Below are 26,066 nucleotides of genomic sequence, written 5' to 3'. Positions count from 1 at the left end.
GGGGCTTACATCACATCCCAGCCGTAGCCGCCGCGCTCCAGTACCGATGCTGCCAGCGATTCGACGATGTCGTCTTCGTTGCGCTCCAGCCCGCGTACATTGCGCGCCATGCGGCGGCGGGCCTGACGGGCGAACAGGCGGGCTATCTTCACCGCGTCTTCCGCAGCTGGATGGCCAGCCTGCAGCAGGCTCTCGACGCGCGACAGCACGCACAGCCCGACGAACAGGTCGATGGCGATGTCCGCCACCCGCTTCTGCGCGTGCTGCTGATCGGCGATCTTCTTGCCGTGCTTGCGCAGCAGCCGGTCTGACGCCTTGGACAGTTCCACCGTGTACTTCTCGCACAGCCGCGCCAGCGGTCGCAGTGCATCGTTGAGTGGCGCCCGGATGCGGCCGGTGCCATAGCCGGTGGCTTCACGTACGCGGCGGCCGGCGTAATCGCTGAGTACGCCGAAGCCCTTGATCGGATCGTTGAAAATGCCGCCCACCGCGCTCTGCAGTTCGCTCAGCGTCGCGCCCACGCCCTTCAGGCCATTCAAGGCCACATACAGGCGCAGGATCTCGTTGGTGCCTTCGAAGATCGACAGAATGCGGGTGTCGCGTGTCATCTGCTCATAAGGAAGCTCGCGCATGAAGCCGTTGCCGGCGGCGATCTGCAGCGCTTCGTAGCAGCTGCGCTGTACCGCCTCGCTTGCGAAGATCTTGCTCATCGCCGCTTCCACCGAGTAATCGGTGCGGCCGCTGTCGATCAGATGCGCCACCATCCACACCGTGCTTTCGGCAGCGAAGCAATCGGCAGTCATCTGCGCGATCTTCTCGCGCACCAGGCCGAACTCGGCAATCGGCTGGCCGAACTGCTTGCGCTCGCTGGCCTGTGCGCAGGCCATGCGGATCAGTGCACGCATGCCGCCAACCGCGCCACCGCCCAGGCCGGTGCGGCCGCTGTTGAGGATGTTCATCGCCACCTTGAAGCCCTTGCCAACCGGGCCCAGCACATTGGCTGCGGGAACGCGCACATCGCTGAAGGCGACGGTGGTGGTGGACGAGGCGCGGATGCCCATCTTGTCTTCGTGCGGGCCCTGGCTCACGCCTTCCCAGCCGGCTTCGACGATGAAGGCGGTGACCTTGCCTTCGGGGGTGTCGGTGCGTGCGAACACGGTGTAGAAATCGGCAATCCCGCCGTTGGTGATCCAGATCTTCTCGCCGCTCAGCGTCCAGCTGCCGTCATCGTTGCGCTGTGCCTTGGTGCGGATGGCGGCCGCATCGGAGCCGGCGCCGGATTCGGTCAGGCAGAACGCGGCGATCATCTCACCGCTGGCCAGCTTGGGCAGGTAGCGCTGCTTCTGCTCGTCATTGCCGAACAGCAACAAGCCCTTCATGCCGATCGAGCTGTGCGCACCGATGGTCAGCGACACCGAGCTGTCGTGGCTGCTGGTCTGGCCCAGCACGCGTGCATAGGCGCCGTTGGAGAGCTCCAGCCCGCCGTATTCCTCGGGAATGATCAGTCCGAACAGGCCCATGTCGCGCAGTGCCTGGATGAACGCCGGCGGCTGCTCGGCATCGCGGTCGTACTGGCGCAGGTCGGTGGTCTTGTCGGCCAGGAACTGGTCGATGGCATCGGTCATCGCGCCCAGCATCTCGCGGTCACGTTCGCGGATCTGCGGATAGGGGAACAGCACATCTTCGGCGATATGGCCAAAGAACAGCTGCTTGGCGATGCTTTCATCCAGGTTCTGTGCTGTAACGGTATTCACGTACGGCTCCTTGTGCTGCGAACGATGACGGCGTTTGCCCGATGATGACCCACTCTTGCCACAGGTTCACACATTCAATGGGCACAATCGTGGAACTCGTTGTGCTCTTGTCGGTCTTTGCAGTGTGCGGATGTACCGTGACAGGGCCGGTTATTGCTCTGCGTCGTGTTTTGATGGAGTTGCATGCGTTCCGAATCTGCCGCTGAACCGTTATGGACCCGATTGACTGCGGGCATGATTGCCTTGGCATTCATGTCCGGGCTGGTGCGTTTGCTGCTGCAGTTGCCGGAGCTGAATGTTGCACGGGAAGAAACGCGGATCCAGCTGCGCTGGTTGCTGACCTCACCGCAAGCGGCCGCACTCGCACCGCCGCAGCAACGCGCAGCTTCAGCGCTGCCGGATAGTCCGCAGCGTGCTCCGACAGCAGCCACCAGCAACGCGCCCGCCGTTGATGCGCCGCCCACCACTGCGCCACCTGCCGTGACCGCAGTGCCTGCATCCAAGCCCGCAGCAACGCAGGCTGGCTGGTCGCAACGCCTGTATGGCAAGGACGGCACATTGGCTGTGCCGGCTGACGGCAGCGCCACCCGGCCGAAGAGCGCGACCGAGCGGGTGTTCGAGCACCGCGACGAGTTGGCGACCGGTGTTGGTGATCGACCGCTGGAGAAAATGGTTTCCGGCATGTTCGAGGACAAGGAAAAGCCGCCAACGCTTGGGCAGATGGGGGCGCGCTTGATTCACGGCCCTGATATCCAGCCGGCGCAGGCACGGCGCCCGCCCGAGGTGGCGTTCAATCCCAACCTGCACGAGCGCAAGTCCGATCTGGGCAGCGAGGCGACCGGGGATGCCTATAAGGCGGCGCCCATCCGCTACGAAAAGGCGCCGGACATGAAAGGTGAAGCCAGCCGCCGTATCCGCGTCGCGCTGGGGGCACTGGAGCAGCGCTACCCGCGCTGCACTGGGCAGCAGCGCCGGCAGTGGCTTGCCCCGGCGATGACGCACCTGGACGCGCTGCAACGCGCCGAGTACCGCTTCAACAATGGCGCCGATCCGGTGGAGGCCGAGCACAGCCTGCTCAGCGCGGCCGATAGCGCCTACGACATGGCCCGGCGCGCACTGTGGGATGCCGAGCGGCGCATGAAAATGTGCACTTGAGCGGCGGTCATCCTCGGCCAGTGGCGGGCCTGGCTTTCGCCATTGCCGGTTCTCGTTGATCGGCCTGCACGTCAGCTGCCGGACAAACCGGGACAAAACAGGACGACTTTCCTAAGTTATTGTCTTTTAATGATTTTTAGATGGTTTTGCATGCCTAGAATCGGGCGTCTTCCCTTTCTGGTGGTGCGATGAAGTCGATCGGTCTGTTGTTCTGCGCGCTGGCGCTAGTTTCCACATTCGGCTGTCAGGCAACGCCGGTGCCGGTGTCGTCCGCAGGCGCTGGCGTCGCGCCCGGGCATAGCCATGCGCTGCCCAGGCACGCGCTGGTGGGTTATCTGCACAACTTCGACAACGGCCAGGGCTTGTTGCCGCTGGGCAAGGTGGACGAGAGCTGGGACGTGATCGTGCTGGCCTTCGCCGACGACATGGGCGAGGGCAAGGTGGCATTCAACCCGGATCCCGCACTGGACCGCGCGCAGCTGATCGCCGACATCGCCGCCAAGCGCGCGCAGGGCAAGATCGTGGTGCTGTCGTTCGGCGGTGAGCTCGGCACGGTGACCTTGAACACGCAGCGCGACGAAGACAACTTCGTTCGCACCACTGCTGATGCGATCAATACCTACGGCTTTGATGGCATCGATGTCGATCTGGAAAAGATTGCTGGTGTGGTGCACGGTGCGCCGGTTACGCCGCACCTGATTTCAGCGGTGAAGCGTCTGCATGGCATGTACCCGAACCTGTATGTGTCGATGGCGCCGGAGCACCCATATGTGCAGGGTGGTCTGGTATCGATGGAAGGCATCTGGGGTGCGTATCTGCCGCTGATCGATGGCCTGCGCGAGGAATTGGATCTGCTGCACGTGCAGCTCTACAACAACGGTGGTTTGCCCACACCATACCGTGCCGAGAAGTACCCGGGCGGCAGCGTGGACATGATGGTGGGCTCGGCCAGGATGCTGATCGAAGGGTTCGATCTGGCTGGTGGCAAGGGCCGTTTTGCTGGACTGCGTGCGGATCAGGTCGCGTTGGCATTGCCGTCGGGTCTGCGAGCCGCAGGCAATGGTTATGCAACGCCGGCTGATATCAATCGCGCCTTTGATTGCCTGACCACGGCGACGCAGTGCGATGAGGTGAAGCCAACCCAGCCGCATCCGGATTTTCGTGGCGTGATGACCTGGTCGATCAACTGGGATCTTGCCGATGGTCGGGCGTTCTCGGTGCCTGTTGGTACGCATCTACGGGCGGCGCAGCGGCGTTGAGTGCGGTGGGGGTTCTGTTGTTTTTGCTGGGTGAAGCAAAAGCAAAAGCAAAAACAAAAGCAAAAACAAAAGCTTCCCCTCATCCGGTGCTTCGCACCACCTTCTCCCGTGAACGGGAGAAGGGAAGGGCGACAGCAACAGCAACAGCAACAGCAACAGCAACAGCAAAGGCCATAGCAAAGGCCGCAGCCGCAGCTGCACGGTAGCCCGGGTAAGCGCAGCGCACCCGGGGCTGTTTGCGGACCATCTGAATCGGCACTACATCTTTGCTTCCCGTGTGCGCCGCGCTTACCCGGGCTGCGGGTTGCTACGCGACCAGACTATCCGTTGCCATCCAGGTCAGTGTTCTCACTCCACCCAGAAGTGCACCAAGGTCACCAGCTCATCGTTGCGAAACCCGGGATACAAACGCTGCATCACCGCCAATAACCCCGCAGGCGTACGACAGCCCGGGTCATGCTCATCGCGCAGATCCGCCTCATTCAAGGCGTCAAACGCCCGCAGTTCGGTCTGCAGTGGCAAGGGGCCAAGCTGGCGCCCTTCGCCCAGTTCAACGCAGGCCTGCGCGACCCCGTGCCAGCGTGCTCCGCGCCGTACGCTGGTGTTGCGTCCGGTATGGAATTGTGGGTTGTCGAAGCCGAGCAAGGGCACGGTCATGAGGGCGGGCCGGGGCGTGGAAAGCGGGTATTCATTTTGGGCGCGATTGGCGGGTTTTTCATCACCTGCCGTTCAAACATGCAAGCTCAGCATCGTGTCCTTCCTAAAGATTGGACCTGGCCCCATGCCGCGCGCGGCCGCGCTTGTGCTGTTGCTGCTGTTGTACGGGCTGTGTGCGCCGTTGCAGGCACGCACGGTGTACCGCTGCGTGCAGAAAGGCACGGTCAGCATGGCGACGGCGACGGCGCCGGAGCCGGGTTCCAGCTGCAAGGCCATCGAGCTCGACAACAACGCCGTGCAGACGCCCAATCTGTGGGGAAACTTCGGCGTGTTCAGTGGCACCCTGTACGAGCGCGAGCAGGACGGCAAGCTGGTCTACTCCACTCGCAACTTGCCGGGCTCAACGCCCTACCTGCGCTTCACCGTGGCCACGCCGCCGGGTGAACCGGCCCATGAAGGGCTTGGGCGGGTCGGCACACCACAGTTGAATCGTCATGCCCCTCAGTTCCGTGCCGCTGCCAAGGCCACCGGCGTGGATGATGCCTGGCTGCGTGCCGTCGCCCACGCCGAGAGTGCGTTCGATGAGAAGGCGATATCGCCCAAGGGCGCACAGGGCGTGATGCAGTTGATGCCGGAGACGGCAAGCGAATATGGCGTGAGCGATCCCTTGTCCCCTGCGCAGTCCATCAATGGTGGCGCGCGCTACATGAAATCGCTGCTGCGCCGTTACAACGGTGACCGGACCTTGGCTGCTGCCGCGTACAACGCCGGAATCGGCGTGGTTACCCGTTATGGCGGGGTGCCGCCGTATGCCGAGACGCGTCAGTACGTGGACAAGGTGCTGGCCCTGTATGGGCGCTACCGGGAGGCGATGGGGACGGGGCCGGAGCGGCCTGCTTTGTAGTTGATTCTTTCGGGATTGAGGAAGGCAAAAACGGAGCAGAGGCACCCCTCCCCAGCCCTCCCCTTGCCTGCGGCAAAGGGAGGTGGCAGTTCGCGCCGCAGCTTTGGCTTGTGCCCCCTCCCTTGCGCAGCAGGGGAGGGTTGGGGAGGGGTGCCTCTGCTCTGGCTTTAGTTTTCAGCCCCCACCATCCCAACCTCCAACAACCGCAACTGCTGCCAGCCAACGTGATGCATCAGCTCACGCACCACCACCAGCGCGGCGACGAAATCCGGCCGCTCCGGAATATCCAGGCTTTTTGCCGGCATACCCGCCGCTACCTGCGCCAGCTGGTTGAATGCCCGCTCCACTTCGTCGATGTCCAGCTCACAGATCGCTTGCGGCGGATAGCCCAGCACGCCCGGCAGGGGAGCCAGCACCGCATCGGCACACTCCATTACCTCCACCGAATCCAGGCGCAAGGCTGGTATCCAAGGCATCAAGGCATCTTCGGTGGCGGCGATGGCCTGTTCCAATGCCTGTTCCGACGGTGGGAAGTGCCGCAGGCCAGCCTCCAGCAGCGAGGACAACGACAGCGGCAGGCTGATGTCGGTGGTCTGCCCGGCCTGCAGGCGGATCAGGTCTTCTTGTAGATGTAGATGCACGCGGTTCTCCAACGGGCAGGGCTTTCGGCGGTTTCGCCGCGGGCCGTGAGCGTCTATGGTGCCGGGTCCGTCGTTGGTTGGGTGTACATGGATCGCAAACATTGGGTAATTGCCGTCATCGCCGTGACCGGTGCCGCGCTGGCTGCCACCTTCGTGTGGGCACCGCAGGCGCCCGCGCCAACTGCTCCGCCGCCTACACCACTGGGCTGGCAGGCGCAGATCGAGTTGTTGGGCGGCGATGGCGTGGCGGGCAACAGCGCCGGCAAGGCCACACAAACCCGTTTCAGTGATCCCTGGGGGCTGGCGATCGGCGGTGGTCTGCTGTTCTTGGCCGATGCCGGTGACAACAACCGCATTCTGTATCGCGGCCTGGACGGTGCCTTCCAGGTTCTGGCGGGTGGCATTGAAGGCTATGCCGACGGGCAGGGCGCTGCGGCCAAGTTCAATACGCCGTCGGGCATCGCCCTGGATGCGCAGGGCAATCTGTACGTGGCTGACACTGGCAACCACGCCATCCGCAAGATCACCGCGCAGGGCCAGGTCACGACCTTGGCCGGCGACGGCACGCCAGGCTTTGCCGACGGCAATGCTGCGCAGGCGCGCTTCAATGGACCGATGGGCGTGGCGGTCGGTGCGGACGGCCGCGTCTATGTTGCCGACACCTGGAACGACCGCATCCGGGTGATTGCCGCCGATGGCACGGTCAGCACCCTGGCTGGTGGTGCACTGCCTGGTTGGGAAGATGGACAGGGTGCGCAGGCACGTTTTGATACACCCACCGACCTGAAATTCGACAGCCACGGCAACCTCTGGGTCGCCGACCTGCAGAACAACGCGCTGCGCACGGTCAGCAGCACCGGCATGGTCAGCACCCGCGTTGGCATGCCCAACGCCGATCGCGTGCTGTGGGGGCCGATGAGCCTGGCCATCACCCATGACGACGTGGTCTATGTTGGCGAGCGGCTGAGCGGTCGCGTGGTGCAGTTGTCGCCGCACGGCCATATGGTGGCGGTGGCGGGCAATGATGCGCAGCACTTCGCTCGCCCTGCAGGATTGGCGCTGGCGGCGGACGGCAGCCTGCTGCTGAGCGACGCCGATGCCTATCGCATCCATCACCTCGTACCGCGCACTGCGACAAGCGCGGATGTGCCGGCGCAGCTGGGGCCATCACCGGACAATCCGCTGCCTGGCAACCAAGGCCGCTGGCCGCTGGCGCCGCAATTGGGTTGGCACGAAGTCACCGGTACGCTCGGCGAGGTGCGCGGCAACTTCAGTGGCGAAAGCAGGCACCACCTGCACAGTGGCTTCGATGTACGCGGTGATGTTGGCCAGACCGTGCTGGCGGTTGCCAGCGCCAAGGTCAGCAGCCCGGCATCGACCTGGACGCTGGGCGGGCAGGCCGAAGGCCTGTCGTTGGACAAGCTCGATTACATCCACATGAAGGTTGGTCGGGACGCAGCCAACCGCGCGCTGGATCCGGCACGCATGCAGCTGGTCTACGACGAAGCAGGCCAATTGGATCGCGTGCGCGTACGCCGCGGCACCCGCTTCCAGCCCGGGGACGCACTGGGCAGCATCAACAACCAGGCGCATGTGCATCTCGCAATCGGCCCATCTGGCTACGAGCGCAACGCGGTACGTCTTGGCTTCTCCAACTACGCCGACCACGTGGCACCGAAGATCGACGACATCGCCCTGCTCGACAGCAACGACCAACGCCTGACCGAGAGGCTCGACGGCCGCCTGCAGGTGCCACGCAATGGTGCTGGTCTGCAGCTGGTGGTGGAGGCCTGGGACCAGGTCGACAACAACCTGCCGCGTCGCCGGCTGGGACTGTACAGTCTTGGCTACCAGATCCTGGATGCCAGTGGCCGGGCACTGCCAAGTTACGAACAACCGCGCACCAATATCATCTTCAACCGCATGCCACCGCAGCGCGAAGCAGTGAAGCTGGCGTATGCAGCCGACAGCGGCATCACCGTGCATGGCAGCAGCAGCACGCGCTTCCGCTATGTGCTGACCAATACCGTGCGCGATGGCTTGTTGGGCAAAGGTGAGCTGCAGTTGCTGGAACTGCAACCGGGCAACTACACACTACGAATAAGCGCCAAGGATTTCAGCGGCAACCAGGCTGTGGTCGGCAACACGCTGGAAATCAGCGTCACGCAGTGAGCGTTTGAGCGCTAACGCAGTGCTCATGCATCAGGTCGCGGCTGCAGGAGGTGGGCACGGATCATTCCATCCGTGCCCACCTTTACCTGCATCTTTCGATGCTTACCAGTCGTACTGAAGCTGCATGCGGACATAGCGCGGCGAGGTGTAGTACTTGCCGGCACGGTAGCTGTAGAAGTCAGTGACCGTACCCGCCGAGTTGTACGAGTACTTGGTCTCATACACCTGCAAGGGCTTGATCGAATTGAAGGCATTGAGCACCGACAGCTGCATGCTCAGACCTTCGGCCCACTTCGGCTTGTAGACCACGTTGGGGCTGAAGCTCAGCGTCCATGGCGTGCGGCCGGAGCTGCCCAGCTTGGAAATGTCGTCCTCGCCAACGTTGCAGGTGTGGAATACGCCAGCGTAGCCGTACTCGGTGCCGAACGTGCCGGTGCCACCACCCAGGCAGCTGATCGGTGCGCCTGACTGCACCTGGATGTTGGCGCCCACCTGCCACTCATCACTGAAGCTGTAGCCACCATAGAGCTTGAAGGTGTGGCGATGGTCATTGAACAGGTAGCCGTTGGCACCGTACATGATCTCGGCGAAGTCAAAGTCCGAGGTGGTACCGGTGTCGTCCTGGCCGTTGGTGCTCTTCACCAGGCCCTCGTAGTTGCCGGTGAGTTTGGCCCAGGTATAGTTGAAGCTCGCATACCATTTGTCGGTGTGCTTCTCCGCCGCCAACGACAGTGCCTTGTAGCCGCGCTTGGCCTTGGGGCCCAGCTTGTCGGCAGCGACGTTGAGGGTTTCGGTAGTGCCGTCGCCATCCACGTCGAGGGTCAAGGTCAGGTCGCTGCCCGGGTTGTACAGGTAGCAGCCCGGCAGGCCTTCACGCAGGCCCCACTCATCACCCCAGCTGGAAACGTCGTAGCCTGCGTCTTCCGCAGCGTGATACAGCTGGCGGGTATCGCAGGTGTCATCGATGACATTGTTGACCCGACGATAGGTGGCCTTGGCGCTCAGCGTCCAGGCATCGAGCCAGCTGTTGTCCGAACGCAGTTCGTACTGGTAGCCGAGGATGGCCTCGTCCTGCGTATACGGCTTCAGGCCCTTGGAAGCCACCGCTTTCGGATCCGGCGTGCTGCCATCTTCGCCATTGACGACGAAATCGTAGGCACCGTTGGCGTAGGAGCCGGTGACATTGGGAACGCCGCTGACAGGGTCAAAACCACTATAGGTGTAGTAGTTGTAGGTGTAGTAGGACGCCGATGCGGCACGCAGTGCAACGTTGGCGGCGATCGGCAGCGAGTAGCGGCCCAGCGACGCGTACAGCTTGCTGCTGCCATCACCGAACACATCCCACGAGAAGCCCAGGCGTGGCTGCCAGATGTTGTCCTGCTTGACGAAGGTGGCACCGGAGCCGTTCTTGTTCTCGAACGAATCGTTGCGGATACCTGCGTAGATCATGAAGTTGTCGGTGACCTGCCAGTGGTCATCCAGGTACCAGGATTTCTGATCGATGCCGATGCCGCCACCGGTGCGGTACTTGATCAGGTAGGCGTAGGAGGAGGTCAGGCGCCAGTACGCGCCGGCCGAATACGACGAGCCTGCAGTTGAATCCCAATTCTCGTCGCTGTAACCGCCACTGATCTTGTGCTTGCCCAGCTGCCATTCCAGGTCGAGCCGGGTGTTCTTGCGCTCGTTCTTGCCGCCCAGCATGTCCACGGAACTGGTCACCGCGCAGCCGATCTGTGCGCCGCTGGTGCCGATGACATAAGGGCAGGCACCGCCATCGCTCTCGATGTTGCCATCGTAGTAGCTCATGGTGCCGTCGGGACTGATGGTGAACTGCGAGCTGCGGTTGCGCATCTGGCCGTACTGCAGTGACGCAGTCAACGTATCGGTCAGGTAGCTGGTCCACTTGAACACATCGGTCTGGCCGCCGCTCTTGCCCACCAACTGACCCAGCGCGGTGGTCTTGGACGGCTCTCCGCCACTGCCGTCGCTGCTATAGGCAGCGTTGTAGTAGTCATAGGTGTAGCGGCGGCTGTTGTCAAAGCCGGTGTACTCGAGGTGGTTGCTGTCGTTCGGGTACCAGTCCAGCTTGACCAGCCAATACGGTGTCTTGGACTCGTAGTCGTAAGCAGTGGTGGCAAGCGACGTCGGGATTACCTGGGTGTCGGGGGCGCTGGTGCTGCGGATCTGGCTGCCGACACGTGACCCATAGGTGGTGTTCTTGGAATTGCCGAACTCAGCCAAGGCGAACACAAACAGCTTGTCCTCGATCAGTGGACCGCCAACCCAGGCGCTGTAAGTGTTGGAGCTGCTGCTGTTCTTGTCATACGAGCGCAACAGGCTGCCATCGGTACGGTAGGTGTCGGGCGCATTCTCACGCAGGCCTGCGGGCACACCGGCCCAGCTGAAACCGCCCTTCCACTCGTTGGTACCGCGCTTGACGTTGACCGAGGTGACGCCGCCAGTAGAGAAACCATAAGGTGCACCATAGCCGCCGGTCTGGATGTCGAGCTGGTCGATGGCCTGGAAAGGCACTTCGGAGAACGACAGGCTGTCGTACAGATTGGTGACGTTGAAGCCGTTGACGTAGTAGCTGTTCTCCGCTGCGGAGGCACCGCCGAACGAAGCCGGGCCGAAGTAGCCGGAGCTTGCCACCGTGCCGGGTGTCAGCAGCGAGATGCTGGTGATGTCGCGGCTGACCGGCAAGGTATTCAGTTGTTCGGCGGTGAACGTGGTGCGGGTTTCAACGCTGGTCAGGTCGATCTGGTTTGGACCTTGCCCAAGTACCGTGATGCGCTCCAGCGACGATGCGGCGTCGCCCTGGGCCGCGAAGCTGGCCGTGGTCGCCTGGCCGGCGATGACCCGGACCTTGGTCGAGTTCACCGTCGTACCGCCATCCAGCGTAGTCACTTCATACTCGCCGGTGGGCAGCGACGAGATGCGGAACCTGCCATCCGCGCCGACCTGTACTTCACGGGTGTTGCCGGTTGTCAGGTTCTTTACCTGTACCTTCTGCGACGCGGCACCGTTGCCGATGATGTCGCCGGAAGTGCTCTGTGCAAATGCCGATCCCAGGCATGTGCCAAGTACCAAAGCCAATGCGGTACGGCGGAGAACGCGTGTGTTGTGTGTGTGACTTCTCATCGAATCCCCTTGAAACGAAAAAGTTGGCGGGCAACTCCCAACCCCAACTCCCGAGCGCCCAGTGGCAGACACTCTCATGAAGATTTAGCGACGCATGTCATCGGCTGACAAATTCCTGCAATGAATCAAGAAAACTTGTTTCTTCATTATTGGAATTGCTTGTCTGTGCATGTGCTGCGCCACATTGTTTCTTTGCCTGATGCAGATTTTCCCAGGGACTTTCCGCGAAGTTGATCGGTGTTCTCCGTGCGATGGTGTGCATCAAGCTTTTTCCTGAAATAAAAGAGCCCCGGCACTGGGCCGGGGCTTCAAGTACATCCTCAATGAGAGATTGCTTTGCTACTACGCTTCCTTGTCAGAAGTCGTAGGACGCGGTCAGGCGGACCGAACGCGGTGCGGTGAAGTAGGTTCCCATCCCGTAGGTGTTCGATACGGTGTAGGGGATGTCATCTTCATACTGCGCTTCCGACTGGATCTGACGTACTTGGTTCAAGACGTTGAACATGTCCAGACCGAAGGCCAGCTTGTGCTCGGCAAATGCCGGGCGATACATCACGCCCAGGTCCAAGCGGGTGGTCCAGGGCTGGCGGCCAGCCTGGCCCGGTCGCGAAGGCGAGCCGTTGCAGTAGTGGTAGGAAGAGTAGTACCCGTTTGCCGGGTCACTGCCATCATTGCCGTAGTAACCGAGGCAGCTCTTGGGCATGCCGGAGGTGACGCGCAGGGTTGCCGATGCAGTCCACTCATCGTTGAACTGATAGGCTCCGTAGCCCTTCAACTGGTGGCGACGATCATTGGCGAGGTAGCCGCCTGCGTATTCCATCAGGTACGAGCTGTCCCAGTCCTGGGTCTTGGAGACGTCATCCTGGCCGATGTCCGACTTGACCTGACCTTCGGTGTTGCCGAAGTTGCGCGACCAGGTGTAGTCCAATCGACCGTACCACTTCTCGCTCATCGGGTGTTCGATGAACAGGTCGACGGCGATGTACTCGCGCTTTGCTTTCTGACCGTTGTAGCCCCAGTCACTGCCACTCATCTGGAAGGCGGTGTAACCCGAGCCATCCGTGTGCTTGGCCATGAAGGTGTTGGTCTTGCCGGGGTTGAAGATCACGCAACCTGGAACGTCCAGATTCGCGGTGTCCACGCCCATCGAATCGAGCTTGTCGATCATGCGATCGGAATCGCAGGTGTCATCGATCGCGGTCTGCAGGCGACGATAGGTAAATTTCGCACCCGTGTTCCAGGACTCACCGAGGGTCTTCTCGAAGCCCAGGATCAACTCATCCTGGTACTGCGACTTGAGGTCGGTGGGCGCGACTGACAGTGGATCCGGCGCCATGCCGTACTCGTTGTTGGTTGAGACCGGCCCCGGGCCCATTGCAGTCAGATCTGTCGGATTGCCGTTGGCATCAACACCGCCATACCTGAAGTATTCGCGCGTATAGGTTGAAGCCGATGCGCCGCGGATGGCAACGCTGTTCGGCAGCGCGAGGTAATAGCGGCCAAGGTTGGCGAAGACCTTCAGCGAGGAATCACCAAAAACGTCCCAGCTTGCGCCCAAGCGCGGTGCCCACTGGTTACCGCTTTCAACATATGCGACGGCATCGCTGTTGTAGTTGGTGAACTTGTCATTGCGGATACCCAGGGTCACCAACCAGTTCGGCGTGATCTGCCAGCGGTCTTCCAGGTAGTACGCCTTCTGGTCGACCGACATGCTGGTGGTGGTCGAGAGGATGTACTTCGCAACGTAGTAGCCCTCACCACCCGGGGCGGCAACGCCGGCACCAGCGTTCGGGGAAACAGCCGGATTGCTGGCCTTGCTGTAGAACCACGCATAGCCAGGACCAGTCATGGCCTGGCCTTCGTTGTGGCCGTCGTAATGCATGTTGTCGATACCGGCGGTCAGCTCATGGTCGCCGAGGCGGTATTGCAGGTCGACGCGCAAGCCACGGGTCTTGCTGCCGGCGTCGCCGGACTTGGTGTACAGGGCCGGCTGATCATTGCGGATCGGCGAGCCACCGGTATATGCCGGGTTCTGGTTGCCAACGCCATTGAGGTAGGGGTTGAGCGAGTCACCGGGGTTGCTCTCCTGGTTGCTCTGCTTGCTGCGGCCCCATACGGCGCTCAGGGTCAAGTCATCAGTCAGGTAGCTGGTGTACTTGAAGATGTCGTAGTCGTCTTTGATCTTGGTGGTGTTCGGATTGGTTCCGGTACGGCCACCTTCGGAGAGATCGCCGTAATCAAAGGCGGTGTAGTAGCCACCCTGACGGTCGGTGTTTTGTACGCGGGTGTATTCCAGCGTGTTGCTGTCGTTGATGTTCCAGTCGATCTTGCCGTAGAACTTCGGAGAGCTGTAGCTGTAGTTGTTGCGTACCTGCTGTGCGGCAGCGCTGTTGCCGGTGGATACACCGTCGGTCTTGTCCGACTCGGCAGCCAGGTGCACGAACAGGCGGTCTTCAATCAACGGGCCGCTGACATAACCACTGACGGTAGTACGGGTGGCGGTGTCGTTGTTGCGATAGCGGTACAACGTACCCGGCAGGCTGTCATCGGTGTAACCATAGCCATCGGGCAGCTGGCGGTTCGGGTAGAACACGTCACGCGGTGACGCCGCCATGGAGTCCGGAGCCCAAGTCGTCTGAACACCGAAGTGCCATTCATTGGTACCACGCTTGCCGAGCTGGTTGATCACACCGCCGGTGGACCGGCCATAACCCGCGCTGTAGCCGCCGGTGTAGGTTTCCTGCTGGTCGATCGAGCCATAGGGCAGGCTGACGCCGCCCAGATTGCTCAGTGGATTGGAAGCATTGAAACCGTTGAGGTAATACGCGTTCTCGGTGACGCTGGAGCCGCCAAAGGACAGCACGGAGCGCGAGCCGTTGGTGAAGGCGCTGCTACCTGCGACCACGCCGGGGGCGAGCAGGGCGATGGCTTCAGCGCTGCGGCCCAGCGGCAGCACGGACAGCTGCTCGGAGGTGATCACCGACTTGGACACCGTGTTGCTGACGTCGATCTTCGGGATGTTGGCAGCGGTGACGGTCACCGCATCCAGGGTGGTTGCCCCTTCGCCGCCGAAGGAGACTTCGGTACCGGCGCCGACGCGCAGCAGCACGTTTTCGCGCTTATCGAGGACCTGGCCATCACGCTCCAGGCTGATCGAGTATTTGCCCACCGGCAGCGAGCCGAGGTTGTAACGGCTATTGGCGTCGACCGGGACGCTGCGCTTGAGACCGGATTCGTTCTGGACGGTGATGGTGGCGCCGGCGGCAGAGGGGGCGTTGCCGAACAGAGAGCCGGTGGTGCTTTGGGCAGCGGCGGCGCCGATGACCGAGGTGAGGACGATGGCCAGCGCGGTGCGCTTGAGCCGGGTGACATTGGTACTGCGGGTCATCAAATTTCCTTGGTTCATTGATTTAGCAAACTGCTGTTGCAACCGCGCTGCACGGATGTGTACTCACCGTTACAGCTGAACGAAATATTAATTTCATTAATGCGTTATTTGCAATATCAATCGAAACTAAATTCAAGCAATTGAAATTAAAGGATAAAGTTAATTTCACGGCGCTCGCCTGCCTGTTCATATTTTGTTTATTTCACTCGCTCTCGCTAGAGGGCTGCGCCAGCACGCTGTGCCATGCGGCGGACTTTCCGTGGTTTGGTTGGCGAGCTGCAGCGGCAGGAAACGGCGCTTTTCAGTGCGAGCAAGGCGTCACGGGGAAGCTTGATTGGCCAATTTGGCCTTATTTCTCCGTGCTAGCGGCCGAATGAGGGCCTCCAGCCGTGTCCGGCCGGCGTCAGGACACCTTGAGCATCGCGGCGGCGCATGGGTTCGTTGTGCGCGTGCGCCAAAGTTGCGCAGTGGCTGTCAAGGGTCGTTGGTTATGTGCGTGCGGGCATTTGCTGCCAATTATCTGTAACTATCTGATTTCATTGATTTGCTAGCAGACTACCGAGTCTGTGTGTTTGCATAAATTGCTTTTTTGTCACGCGTTCGCTAAGAATTCGTTACCCAGCGATTTAGTTGGCGTTTACTTTTTAGGGGAAGTGGATGAAGAAGCAGCACATGAAACTGCGTCACGCGACGTTGAGCGTTGCCCTTGGCCTATGCATCGCCTCCAGCGCATATGCGCAGTCCAGCGTAACCGGCAGCATCTTTGGTGCCGGCGAAGCGGGCGGCACCGTTTCTGTCCAGAACATGGACACGGGTGTTTCGCGCACGATCGCGGTGGACAAGAACGGCCGCTACCGGGTCTCTGATCTGCCCAACGGTCGCTATCGTGTAACCCTGCAGAAGGGGGGGGAGACAGTCGCCACTCGGGAGGACGTGGCGGTCAATATTTCGAGCGGTACCGAGGTAAGCTTTGGTGGCGTGCAGGAACTCGACCGAGTCCAGGTGACCGCAAGCGCAGCGCCGAGCATCGACGTCTCGCAGGTTGATACCAAGACGGTGTTTACCGCAGAACAGTTGAACAAGATCGCCATTGGTCGCGATATCGCCAGCGTGGCATTGCTGGCTCCGAGTGTCGTCCGCAATGACAGCTACAGTGCCGGTGGCAACACCGTGCCGAGCTTCGGCGGTTCGGCTTCATCCGAGAATGCCTATTACATCAATGGCTTTGCTGTAACCAATCCGCTGAACAACATTGGTTTCAGCTCGTTGCCATTTGACGCCATTGCCCAGCAGCAGATCCTGACCGGTGGCTATGGTGCGGAATTCGGTCGCTCCACCGGTGGCGTGATCAACGTCGTCACCAAGCGTGGTACGAACGAATGGAAGGGTGGCATCTACACGATGTGGAGCCCGGAAGGCCTGCGTGCCAGTCCGCGCAACATGTACTACCCCGACACCGGTGCATACGGTGCAGACAATGCTGACCCGACCAAGCGCACTGACGGAACCCTCTATCAGTACCGTAATCGCAATCAGTACTGGACTGAGACCACAGGTGCCTATGTCAGTGGTCCGCTGATCAAGGACCGTCTGTTCATCTACGCGGATCTGGAAAAGACCAAGCGCGAGGGCGCTGGCGTTGCTTCCACACGCACCGCGGCAGCTGCCACGACCAATGCGTACCAGACGTATGCATATGATCAGCCGCGCTGGGCCGTGAAGATGGACTGGAACATCACTGACAATCATCTGCTCGAGTTCACCGGCATCTCTGACGTCGACGAGTACGAGAGTCAGGGTTACACCTATGACTACTCCAACTTCACCCATGGGACCACGCAGAATGCCGGTTCCCATACGAAGATGGATTCCAAGCTGTACATCGGTAAGTACACCGGCTACTTGACTGACAACCTGACGCTTTCGGCGTTGTACGGTCAGATGAAGATCAAGCATTCGGACGATCCGTGGGGCTATGATCCGAGCTGCCCGCGTACCTCTTCGAGCGCGACCAGCCGTGTCCCGGGTATTCCTTCGGCAAACTACGCCGGTTGCTGGACCGCAGCGACCGTCAGCCTGGAAGGATCGCAGGACAAGACCGACGGCTATCGCTTCGACCTCGGCTATACGCTTGGTAACCATGACATCCGCGCAGGTATCGATACCCAGGACGCGGAGTCCATCACCGGCAGCGAATACGGCGGTGGCTATGTCTGGGTGTATTCCCGCTCCAACAACCCCAATGCCGCGATCGACTCGTCGCACGGTGTAGTAGGTTCCCCGGCCCAAGCCGGTGGCTACGGCAGCAGCGGTTACTACGTGCGCCGGCAATACTACACTCAGGTGGCGAACGTAAAGACCGAGCAGGCAGCTCAGTTCATCGAGGACCGTTGGCAGGTCACGGACAAGTTCCTGCTGTCGTTGGGCCTGCGCAATGAGCAGTTCACCAACTACACCAGTGACGGTGAGAAGTACGTCAAGCAGGACAATCAGTGGGCCCCGCGCTTGGGCTTCTCCTGGGACGTGAACGGCGATTCCACCCTGAAGGTCTTTGGTAATGCTGGTCGCTATCACCTTGCTCTGCCGAACAACGTTGCGGTACGCGCAGCTTCAAGCTCGCTGTACACGATGGAGTACTTCACCTACACCGGCGTTGATGCGAAGGGCAATCCGACGGGTCTGAACAACATCACGGTGGTCCCGAATGGCTACAGCTGCCCGGGCCAGCCGAACGTCATCTCCAGCAACCTTGAGTGTGGTGGTTCTCCGGATCCGCGCACTGTCGCAGCGGTAAATTTGAAGGCTCACTACCAGGATGAGTTCATCGTCGGTATGGAGCAGGTGCTCAGCGATACATTGAGCTGGGGTGCCAAGCTGACCTATCGTGAGCTGAAGAGCGCAATCGACGACACCTGTACGCCTGCTTTGGGCGGCGGCTGCTTCATCTTCAATCCAGGTGTGGGCAATACATTCTGGGAAGAACAGGCTGATGGCAGCTTCGAAAAGGTGCATTACAGTGCAAAGGACCTCAATCTTCCGAAGCTGAAGCGCAACTACTATGCGTTGGATCTTTTCCTGGAACGCGCATACAGCAACGGCTTCTACGGCAAGGTCGAGTACACCTTCTCGCGGAACTACGGTAATACCGAAGGTCAGTTGGCATCCGATCTGGACACCGGCGCTGGTGGACAGACCGACGTTTCGGCGACCCAGGACTGGGATCTGCCGCAGCTGATGGACGGGGCCAATGGTCTGCTGCCGAACCACCGGGCGCACCAGATCAAGGCGTTTGGTTTCTACGAGTGGAACAAGGAATGGCGTACCGGTGCTTCGCTGATCATGGCTTCGGGTCGTCCGCGTAACTGCACCAGCTACTACCCGACTGCTGATGCTGGCTTGTACAACGGCTCGTATTACTACTACTGCGGCCTCGCTGGCAGTGGCACCGCGCCGGGCAGTACTGGCTACGTGCCGCCTTCTTCCGACTTCGCGTCCTCGCCGCGCGGTAGTAAGGGCACCACGCCGTGGACCTTCGTCCTGAACCTCAACGTCGCTTACACCCCGGCTTGGGCCGATGAGAAGCTGACGTTGCAGGCTGACGTTCTGAATGTCCTCAACCGTCAGGTTCCGGGCCAGTACTACTCCCGTTACTCGGCAGATCGTTACACCGTCGACCAGCGCTATGGTCAGGAGATGTCGTACTCGGCTCCTCGTCAGGTCCGCTTGACGGCACGTTACGACTTCTAAGAAACAAACTGTGGTTGTTTGACGGAAATGGCCTGGCATCTGCCAGGCCATTTTCTTTCCTGACATCTGCAAACACGGTTTGTCGGATAACTCGACGTCCTGACGATCCAGCTGACGCAATCGGACATTACGTCACGGCGAGACGAACCCGCTCCGCATCCAGATCATCCACCGCCCGCACCTCGATGCTGCCGTACGCGGCCCAGGGGAACTGCTGTGCTGTCCGCATCGCCTCATCGGCGTCAGCGGCTTCGATCAGGTTGAAGCCGGCCAGGAATTCGCGGGTCTCGGCGAACGGGCCATCTGTAATCCTTGACTGGCCCTGGCGGCTGCGCAGCGTCTGCGCGCTGGCAGGTGGCTGCAGGCGCTGCGACATCAGCAGCGTGCCCCTGGCCTGCAGTGCGTCCGCGTGCTGCAGGCAGCCACGCATCAGCGTGTCGTACTCGCTGACCGGCAAGGATTGCAGCAGTTGCGGGTCGATGTAGATCAGCAGCAGGAATTTCATGGCGGGCCGTTCTCGTGCGCGGTAAACCCAGATCATGTCGCATCCAACCTGCTGCAATGCCGCATTAATGCGTTCATAAAAAGCTGGCGTGCGCTTGTCGAGGTTGTCTGCCGTGCTTCGTCGTACCTGATGTGTAGCGGGCATGCCGCCTGCAACGGAGCACGGCGATGAAAGTGATGGTGCTGGTGAAAGCGACCCCCGAGACCGAGGCCGGGGTCATGCCCACGCAGGCGGAAATCGCGGCGATGGGTGCCTTCAATGAAGAACTGGTCAAAGCCGGAATCATGCTGGCCGGCGAGGGGTTGAAGCCCACGTCGCAGGCCGCGCGGGTGCGCTTTGCGGCGGAAGGACGCAGCGTCATCGATGGCCCATTCACCGAGACCCGCGAGCTGGTAGCCGGCTTCTGGCTGTGGCAGGTGCGCTCGCTGGACGAGGCGGTGGAGTGGCTCAAGCGTGCCCCGTTCACCCCGACCAACGGCAGTGCCGTGGACGTGGAGATTCGTCCGTTCTTCGAAGCTGAAGATTTCGGTGACGCCTTCACTCCGGAATTGCAGGCGCAGGAGCAGCGTTTACGCGAGCAGATCGAACGCAACAACTGAACCCAACCCCGAGCAGCAGGAGCAGGACAATGAAATTGATTCCGTTTTTGGGCTTCAACGGCCAGACCCACGAGGCGATGGCGTTCTACGCCAAGGCCTTGGGTGGCACGGTTGTGTCGGAAATGAAGTACAGCGACATGCCGCCCAGTCCGGACATGGATGCGGAGGGTTGCGGCGGCTTCATGCCGCAAGCGGATCAGGTCGCGCATTGCCAGGTGGAAGCCGGCGGCGCAACACTGATGGCCGCCGATGGCCCGCAAGCTGACGGCAGCTGTGCCACTACCATCAATGTAGACGTGGACAGCATCGAAGAAGCCGAACGCGTGTTCGCAGCCCTGGCCGAAGGCGGGCAGGTGCAGATGGCGCTGGCCGAGACCTTCTGGGCGCACCGCTGGGGCATGTTGCTGGATCGCTATGGCAAGCCATGGATGGTGAACTGCATGAAGCCGATGCCGGCGGAGGGCTGAGCATGGGTAATCCGCAGATGATCTTCGTCAATCTTGCCGTGCGTGACCTGCAGGCATCCAGAACGTTCTTTGCCGCGCTGGGTTACGGCTTCAATCCGCAGTTCAGCGATGACAACGCGGCCTGCATGGTCATCAGCGACAGCATCTTCGTGATGCTGCTGGTGGAGCCGTTCTTCCAGACCTTCACCACCAAGTCTTTGACCGATGCACGTACACAGACCGAGGTGATCACCTGTTTGTCGGCGGTGAGTCGGCAGGCGGTTGATCAGTTGGTGGACAAGGCCGTGGCTGCCGGCGGTAGTGAGCCGATGCCGGCGCGTGACTACGGTTTCATGTACCAGCGCGGCTTCCAGGACCTCGATGGCCACCTATGGGAAATCGCCCATATGGATGGCGAGCCAGGCCAATAACCAGGAGACGATCATGGCTTATGTGGACGGATATGTGTTGCCGGTACCCAGCGCCAAGCTCGATGACTACAAACGCATCGCACGCAAGGCCGGCAAGGTGTGGAAAGAACACGGTGCATTGGCGTATGTCGAAGCAGTGGCCGAGGACGTGAAACCTGGCAAACGCACCTCGTTTCCGCAGGCGGTGAAGCTGAAGGAGGATGAGGTGGTGGTGTTTGCTTACGTGCTGTTCCGCTCGCGCGCGCACCGTGACAAGGTCAATGCCAAGGCGATGGCCGATCCAAGGCTGGCTGGTATGGGGCCGCAGAACATGCCGTTCGATGGAAAGCGGATGTTCTGGGGCGGGTTCAAGCCGTTCGTGCAGTTGTGAGGCGGTGTCTTCCCCCATTCGGATGGCGAAGGGAGGCTTCCGCTCCCTCCCTTGCGCCGAAGGCGGAGGGGGAGGGCTGGGGGGGTAGCCGTTCGCCTCGCGGGTGCAGGCCCTTGCCGAGCATGGCTCGGCACTACCTCAAAGCGCATTGCTTGCTTGCAGCAGTCGCACCACGATGCTTTGATCGCGCCCTATGACCGATCCACACCTGCAACGCTTGCTTGACACGCTCTGGCGCATGGAATCGCCGCGCCTGGTCGCGCGTCTGGCGCGCATGCTGGGCGATCTCGACAGCGCAGAAGAGCTTGCCCAGGACGCATTGGTCGCCGCGCTGGAGCATTGGCCGAAACAAGGCATACCAGACAATCCCGCTGCCTGGCTGATGGCCACCGCACAGCGACGCGCCATCGACAGGCTGCGGCAACGGCGCCTGCATGCACAGCGGCAGGCGCAGGTCATTGACGAACTGCAGGACTACGCCATGGGCGCGGACCAGTCCGACCATCTGGATGACATCGGTGACGACCTGCTACGGCTGGTCTTCGTTGCCTGCCATCCGGAGCTCCCGGCCGATGCGCGGGTCGCACTGACCCTGCGTCTGCTGTGCGGCTTGAGCACCACCGAGATCGCACGTGCCTACCTGGTCCCGGAACCGACCATCGCCCAGCGCATCGTCCGCGCCAAGCGCCTACTGGCCGAGCGCAAGGTGCCGTTCGAGGTGCCGCGCCTGCAGGAGCTGGCTTCGCGTCTGCAATCGGTGCTGGATGTGGTCTACCTGGTGTTCAACGAAGGCTACATCGCCAGTGGCGGCGAGGACTGGATGCGTCCGGCCTTGTGCGAGGAAGCATTGCGGTTGTGCAGGGTGCTGGCCGGTCTGATGCCCAACACCGTTCCGGTGCTTGGCTTGCTGGCCTTGATGGAGCTGCAGGCCTCGCGGCTGCGTGCACGTACAGCGGCCGACGGTTCGGCGGTGCTGTTGCTTGACCAGGACCGCAGCCGCTGGGACTGGCTGCAGATCGCGCGCGGCCAAGCTGCGTTGGATCAGGCCATCAAATTGGGCGGCGCCGATGACGCGCACGTACTGCAGGCCAGCATCGCGGCCTGCCATGCACACGCCAGACAGGCCGAGAGCACTGACTGGCAGGCTATCGCCGCCTTGTACGCACGGTTGGTAGAAGTGATGCCGTCACCGGTGGTGGAGCTCAATCGCGTGGTTGCGGTGTCGCAGGCCCAAGGCGCGGCGGCTGCCTGGCCATTGTTGCAGCAACTTGTCAGCGATCCCCAGCTGCAAGGCTACGCGCCGCTGCAGGCAGTGCGTGCTGAGCTGCTTGCGCAGCGTGGGCAGCTGTCTGAAGCGCGGGACGCCTTCGAAATGGCGGCTGCGATGACTTCCAATCTGCGCGAACGCAACGCGTTGTTGAAACGTGCTGAGCTTCTTCAGCGCTGATCGTCGGCCTGATTCAGGCTGGGTGGATACGATCAGCCCATGAAGCATGCGCTGGTCTTCCCGAACCGACGTTCGGGATGGTTGCGATGCGTCACTTGAAAATATTTCTGGCCGTGTAGTCCTTTGTGAGCGGCGCGTGCTGCGCTGTACCTGCAGTAGTGGACCGCCACGTCACAACTAATGTTGATTGGCTGCGCCACCGTGCAACCTATATTCCCCTTGCTTCAGAGAATACTGGCCATCTATCGCGGCCGGGTTGATTCATTTCTTTCAAGGGGTGCAGGATGAAACGGGAGCAAGTCTGCAGGGGCTTCACCAGGCACGCGCTGGCGCTGGCTCTGGGGTTGTGCATCGCCGGTTCCGTGCAAGCACAAAGCACAACCGGCGCTATCTCTGGCTTGGCGCCGGCGGGAACGCGGGTCACCGTCACCAGCAACAGTGGTCTGAACCGCACAGTGGTTGCCGATGCGAAGGGGAGATACAGCCTCGGCAGTTTGCCAGTCGGCCCCTATACCGTGACGGTGGGCGAGGGGCGCCGTGACGTAGTGGTGACGGTTGGTGGCAACAGCAATGTCTCCTTTGCTGGCGACGCGGCGACTACCCTGGGGGCGGTCAATGTCTCGGCGATGGCCGCTGACAGCATCGATGTGCGTTCGGTGTCTTCCAGTACCGTGGTCACGGCGCAGGCAATTGCCTTGCTGGCGCCGGGTGCGGTTGCCGGCAACCCGGTCTTTTTCGGCAATTCGGTATCACTGGGTGGTGCCAGCGTTGCTGAGAACGCGTACTACATCAACGGCTTTTTTACCGGCAATCCGATGACAAACGTGGGCGGTTACACATTGCCGTACGGGTCGATCGAGCAGCAGGAGACCTATACCGGCGGTTACAGTGCCAAATATGGTCGGTCTGATGGCGGCGTGCTCAATCAGATTGGAAAGAGCGGAAACAACGAATTTCACTTTGGCGCGCAGGTGACCTGGACGCCCAAAGGTATGCGCGCCGGGACACCGGATCGGCATCTGCCAAACGAGTCGCTTCCTGAAGGGTACGCGTATCAGGATGAGACCCTTGTGGGGCGCTTGCTCAGTCGTGGTGACAGGAACGAAAGCTGGGGCGAAACCTATAGTGCCTACGTCAGCGGTCCATTGATCAGGGATCGCCTGTTTGGCTTTGTATCGCTTGAGCAGGAGCGGACCGAGACGACGGTATATCCCACCGTTCTGGATACTCCACAGAGCCTGCACGACACCACGAAGAATCCAAAGCTCTACGCGAAGTTGAATTGGAACATCAACGACAGCAACTTGCTTGAGCTGACCTATATGGCACAGCAGAAGCGCTACCAAGGGGACTACTACACCTATGATTTCGCCGAAGATGTGGAGAGCGAACGGAATGGGTCCCAGCCGAACGAGGTGAAGGAGAACAACGAGTTCTCCATCATCAAGTACACCGGCTATCTCACGGATAGCCTCACCCTCAACGCGATGTATGGTCATTCGCGGCTGCGTTACAGCAGCGTTCCAACGCTTACCGGCTTCGACCATATATCCAGCGCCAATCTGCAGAATCCCAACTTCTGGCCAGCTGGAACGCCGACAAGTGGTATCACCAATCCGCAGGCAGCCAGCAACGGCACGCCAGGCGCAGACGACTACGGTGATGGTCTGCGGCTGGAGCTGGAATGGGTGCTGGGCAGGCACACGTTGACCGGTGGCATCGACAACCAGAAGTTCGAGGCGAAGAACGAAGGTGTCGACATGTTGATCGATCGCTGGATCTACCACAGCACCAACGCGCCGGACAGGGCCATCAACGCCACGCTTGACGTCGGCGCACCGGGTTCCCGCTACTACGTCCGCGAGTACATCTATAGCAATTCAACCAGCATGTCGCTGGAGCAGAAGGGGTGGTATCTGGAAGACAAATGGCAGGTCACCGACAATCTGTTGCTATCGTTGGGTGTCCGCAATGACCAGTTCACCAACAAGAACAATACCGGTGCGGCATATGTTGATACCGGTAATCAGTGGGCACCGCGGCTGGGCTTCAGCTGGGACGTTTTCGGTGATGCTTCATTCAAGCTGTTTGGCAATGCAGGCCGTTACTATCTTGCTTTGCCACAGGCCGTTGCGGTACGTGGGGCATCCTCCTCCACGTTTACCAGTGAGTACTTCACCTATTCGGGCATTGATGAGAACGGTGTGCCGACGGGGCTGGTACCTGTTCTGGATCTGGCGGGGGCAGGGCCTGCGGGGGCCGTTTCCTCCAACCATGAAACCGGCCAGCCGAAGGATGCCGGAAGCTTTGCGCCCACGGATCTGAAGTCCTCATACCAGGACGAGTTCATTGTGGGTTTCCAGGCCCGCTTGAACGAAAGCTGGAGTTACGGCGCAAAAGCCACCTACCGTGACCTGAAGTCGGCCATGGACGACACCTGCGATTCGGCGGCGATGGCGGCCAAGCTCGAAACGATGGGAATCGATCCTTCGACGGTTGCCATCCCCGGCTCGGAAGGACTCGATGGCGGCTGCTTCATCGTCAATGTCGGGGATAGCAATACCTTCCGTTTCGCCAACAAGGACGGCGGCGGGTCCACCACGTTCCGGATGACCCCACAGGACTGGGGCTGGACGGTGCCGATGAAGCGCACCTACAAGGCGATCGACCTGTTCCTGGAACATCCGTTCAACGGAAAGTGGGAAGCGCGTATCGACTACACCCTGAGCAAGAGCGAGGGCAACATGGAAGGGCCGGCGAACTCGGATTCCGGCCAGGGCTCTGCTTCGCATGACAGCGGCGTATCGACCAGTGTGAACTGGGATGGTCCGGCTTTCATGTTCCACTCGATGGGCTACCTGCCCAATGATCGCCGCCACCAGATCAAGGCGCGCGGTAGTTATGCATTCACGCCTGAGTGGTTGCTCAGCGCGAACGTACGCATGCAGTCCGGCATGCCGATCACATGCTGGGGGTTCCTCAATGACCAGGGCGGGGACCCGGCGGTAAACGAGACTGATCCAGTGGGATACGGCGGCTCCTTCTACCATACCTGCTTCGGCAAGGCCTCGCCTCCGGGGCAGCGTTACACACCCTGGACTACCCGCCTGGACTTGGGGGTTCGCTACAAGCCAGCGTTTGCCGATGGCAAGCTGGCGGTGTCGCTGGATGTGTTCAACCTGTTCAATCAACGCAAACCCACTGCGATCGACGGTGTCAGTGAGGACGAAATTGCCACGGTCAGCAACACTTACAACATGCCTTTGCGATTCGCCACGCCCCGTTATGTGACGATGAGCCTGGCGTACGACTGGTAAGCAGTTCGGGAAGCGAAGGTCCCAGGCCCGGGCGCGAAAGCAGGCCCGGGCCTGGCTTGCTGTCAACCCTGCAGCAGGGCACTGCACATGGATGCCCACGGCTGGCTACACTCCGGGAGTTGCCTTACCACTG

Annotated in this window: 19 protein-coding genes; 12 read left to right on the top strand and 7 right to left on the bottom strand. The window is 61.0% G+C overall.

Annotation, left to right across the window (positions count from 1 at the left end; genetic code table 11):
- Positions 1-5: 5 nt before the first annotated feature.
- Positions 6-1,754 carry an acyl-CoA dehydrogenase family protein gene (locus ACVOLV_RS01710; protein ID WP_481552842.1) on the bottom strand — a complete coding sequence of 583 codons (1,749 nt, stop codon included), beginning with the start codon at positions 1,752-1,754 and terminating at the stop codon, positions 6-8.
- A 183-nt stretch (positions 1,755-1,937) separates the two neighbouring features.
- Between ACVOLV_RS01710 and ACVOLV_RS01705 the strand changes: the two genes are divergently transcribed.
- The 3 genes from ACVOLV_RS01705 to ACVOLV_RS01695 all read left to right on the top strand — a co-directional run bounded on the left by ACVOLV_RS01705 (position 1,938) and on the right by ACVOLV_RS01695 (position 4,374).
- Positions 1,938-2,909: a hypothetical protein gene (locus ACVOLV_RS01705; RefSeq protein WP_481552841.1), complete on the top strand. Its 972-nt coding sequence runs from the start codon at positions 1,938-1,940 to the stop codon at positions 2,907-2,909.
- Positions 2,910-3,097: 188 nt separating this feature from the next.
- Positions 3,098-4,168 (top strand): chitinase, encoded by a 1,071-nt coding sequence (locus tag ACVOLV_RS01700; protein WP_481552840.1) that lies wholly within the window; start codon positions 3,098-3,100, stop codon positions 4,166-4,168.
- A gap of 17 nt (positions 4,169-4,185) precedes the next feature.
- The gene (locus ACVOLV_RS01695; protein ID WP_481552839.1) at positions 4,186-4,374 is read left to right on the top strand and encodes a hypothetical protein; all 189 of its coding nucleotides are present in this window, start codon (positions 4,186-4,188) and stop codon (positions 4,372-4,374) included.
- A gap of 142 nt (positions 4,375-4,516) precedes the next feature.
- On the opposite strand, the gene ACVOLV_RS01690 is transcribed toward ACVOLV_RS01695, so the two are convergent.
- The gene (locus tag ACVOLV_RS01690; RefSeq protein WP_481552838.1) at positions 4,517-4,825 is read right to left on the bottom strand and encodes an ASCH domain-containing protein; all 309 of its coding nucleotides are present in this window, start codon (positions 4,823-4,825) and stop codon (positions 4,517-4,519) included.
- Positions 4,826-4,949: 124 nt separating this feature from the next.
- On the opposite strand from ACVOLV_RS01690, the gene ACVOLV_RS01685 reads away from it, so the two are divergent.
- Positions 4,950-5,729, top strand: a complete 780-nt coding sequence (locus tag ACVOLV_RS01685) for a lytic transglycosylase domain-containing protein (protein WP_481552837.1) — start codon at positions 4,950-4,952, stop codon at positions 5,727-5,729.
- A gap of 167 nt (positions 5,730-5,896) precedes the next feature.
- Here ACVOLV_RS01685 and ACVOLV_RS01680 read toward each other — a convergent pair whose 3' ends face one another.
- Entirely contained in the window at positions 5,897-6,370 is a 474-nt protein-coding gene (locus ACVOLV_RS01680) for a hypothetical protein (RefSeq protein WP_481552836.1), read from the bottom strand.
- An 87-nt stretch (positions 6,371-6,457) separates the two neighbouring features.
- Here ACVOLV_RS01680 and ACVOLV_RS01675 point away from each other — a divergent pair, with 87 nt between their 5' ends.
- Positions 6,458-8,542, top strand: coding sequence for an NHL repeat-containing protein (locus ACVOLV_RS01675; RefSeq protein WP_481552835.1), 2,085 nt, complete (start codon positions 6,458-6,460; stop codon positions 8,540-8,542).
- Between the two features lie 102 nt (positions 8,543-8,644).
- Here the strand turns inward: ACVOLV_RS01675 and ACVOLV_RS01670 are convergent, their stop codons facing one another.
- The 3 genes from ACVOLV_RS01670 to ACVOLV_RS01660 form a co-directional block, all read right to left on the bottom strand.
- A complete protein-coding gene (locus tag ACVOLV_RS01670; RefSeq protein WP_481552834.1) occupies positions 8,645-11,683 on the bottom strand; it encodes a TonB-dependent receptor in 3,039 nt (1,012 codons plus the stop codon).
- Between the two features lie 97 nt (positions 11,684-11,780).
- On the bottom strand, positions 11,781-11,945 hold the full coding sequence (locus tag ACVOLV_RS01665; RefSeq protein WP_481552833.1) for a hypothetical protein: 165 nt from the start codon (positions 11,943-11,945) through the stop codon (positions 11,781-11,783).
- Positions 11,946-12,038: 93 nt separating this feature from the next.
- Positions 12,039-15,071, bottom strand: a complete 3,033-nt coding sequence (locus ACVOLV_RS01660; protein WP_481552832.1) for a TonB-dependent receptor — start codon at positions 15,069-15,071, stop codon at positions 12,039-12,041.
- A gap of 672 nt (positions 15,072-15,743) precedes the next feature.
- Here ACVOLV_RS01660 and ACVOLV_RS01655 point away from each other — a divergent pair.
- Entirely contained in the window at positions 15,744-18,818 is a 3,075-nt protein-coding gene (locus ACVOLV_RS01655) for a TonB-dependent receptor (RefSeq protein WP_481552831.1), read from the top strand.
- 127 nt (positions 18,819-18,945) lie between these two features.
- On the opposite strand, the gene ACVOLV_RS01650 is transcribed toward ACVOLV_RS01655, so the two are convergent.
- The gene (locus ACVOLV_RS01650) at positions 18,946-19,323 is read right to left on the bottom strand and encodes a YciI family protein (RefSeq protein WP_481552830.1); all 378 of its coding nucleotides are present in this window, start codon (positions 19,321-19,323) and stop codon (positions 18,946-18,948) included.
- A gap of 167 nt (positions 19,324-19,490) precedes the next feature.
- Between ACVOLV_RS01650 and ACVOLV_RS01645 the strand changes: the two genes are divergently transcribed.
- The 6 genes from ACVOLV_RS01645 to ACVOLV_RS01620 all read left to right on the top strand — a co-directional run bounded on the left by ACVOLV_RS01645 (position 19,491) and on the right by ACVOLV_RS01620 (position 25,933).
- Entirely contained in the window at positions 19,491-19,922 is a 432-nt protein-coding gene (locus ACVOLV_RS01645; protein WP_481552829.1) for a YciI family protein, read from the top strand.
- A 29-nt stretch (positions 19,923-19,951) separates the two neighbouring features.
- On the top strand, positions 19,952-20,389 hold the full coding sequence (locus ACVOLV_RS01640) for a VOC family protein (protein ID WP_303747698.1): 438 nt from the start codon (positions 19,952-19,954) through the stop codon (positions 20,387-20,389).
- Complete coding sequence (locus ACVOLV_RS01635; RefSeq protein ID WP_481552871.1) at positions 20,386-20,799, top strand: VOC family protein; 414 nt, start codon at positions 20,386-20,388, stop codon at positions 20,797-20,799. Before ACVOLV_RS01640 ends, ACVOLV_RS01635 begins: the two co-directional genes overlap by 4 nt.
- 13 nt (positions 20,800-20,812) lie before the next feature.
- Positions 20,813-21,169 carry a DUF1428 domain-containing protein gene (locus ACVOLV_RS01630; protein WP_481552828.1) on the top strand — a complete coding sequence of 119 codons (357 nt, stop codon included), beginning with the start codon at positions 20,813-20,815 and terminating at the stop codon, positions 21,167-21,169.
- 193 nt (positions 21,170-21,362) lie between these two features.
- Positions 21,363-22,616 carry an RNA polymerase sigma factor gene (locus ACVOLV_RS01625; RefSeq protein ID WP_481552827.1) on the top strand — a complete coding sequence of 418 codons (1,254 nt, stop codon included), beginning with the start codon at positions 21,363-21,365 and terminating at the stop codon, positions 22,614-22,616.
- Between the two features lie 284 nt (positions 22,617-22,900).
- The gene (locus tag ACVOLV_RS01620) at positions 22,901-25,933 is read left to right on the top strand and encodes a TonB-dependent receptor (RefSeq protein ID WP_481552826.1); all 3,033 of its coding nucleotides are present in this window, start codon (positions 22,901-22,903) and stop codon (positions 25,931-25,933) included.
- Positions 25,934-26,066: the final 133 nt, after the last annotated feature.

This window comes from Stenotrophomonas sp. STEN023, assembly GCF_056760135.1.
Note: the sequence above shows the minus strand (reverse complement) of the source record. Positions and strands in the feature narration are given on the sequence as shown.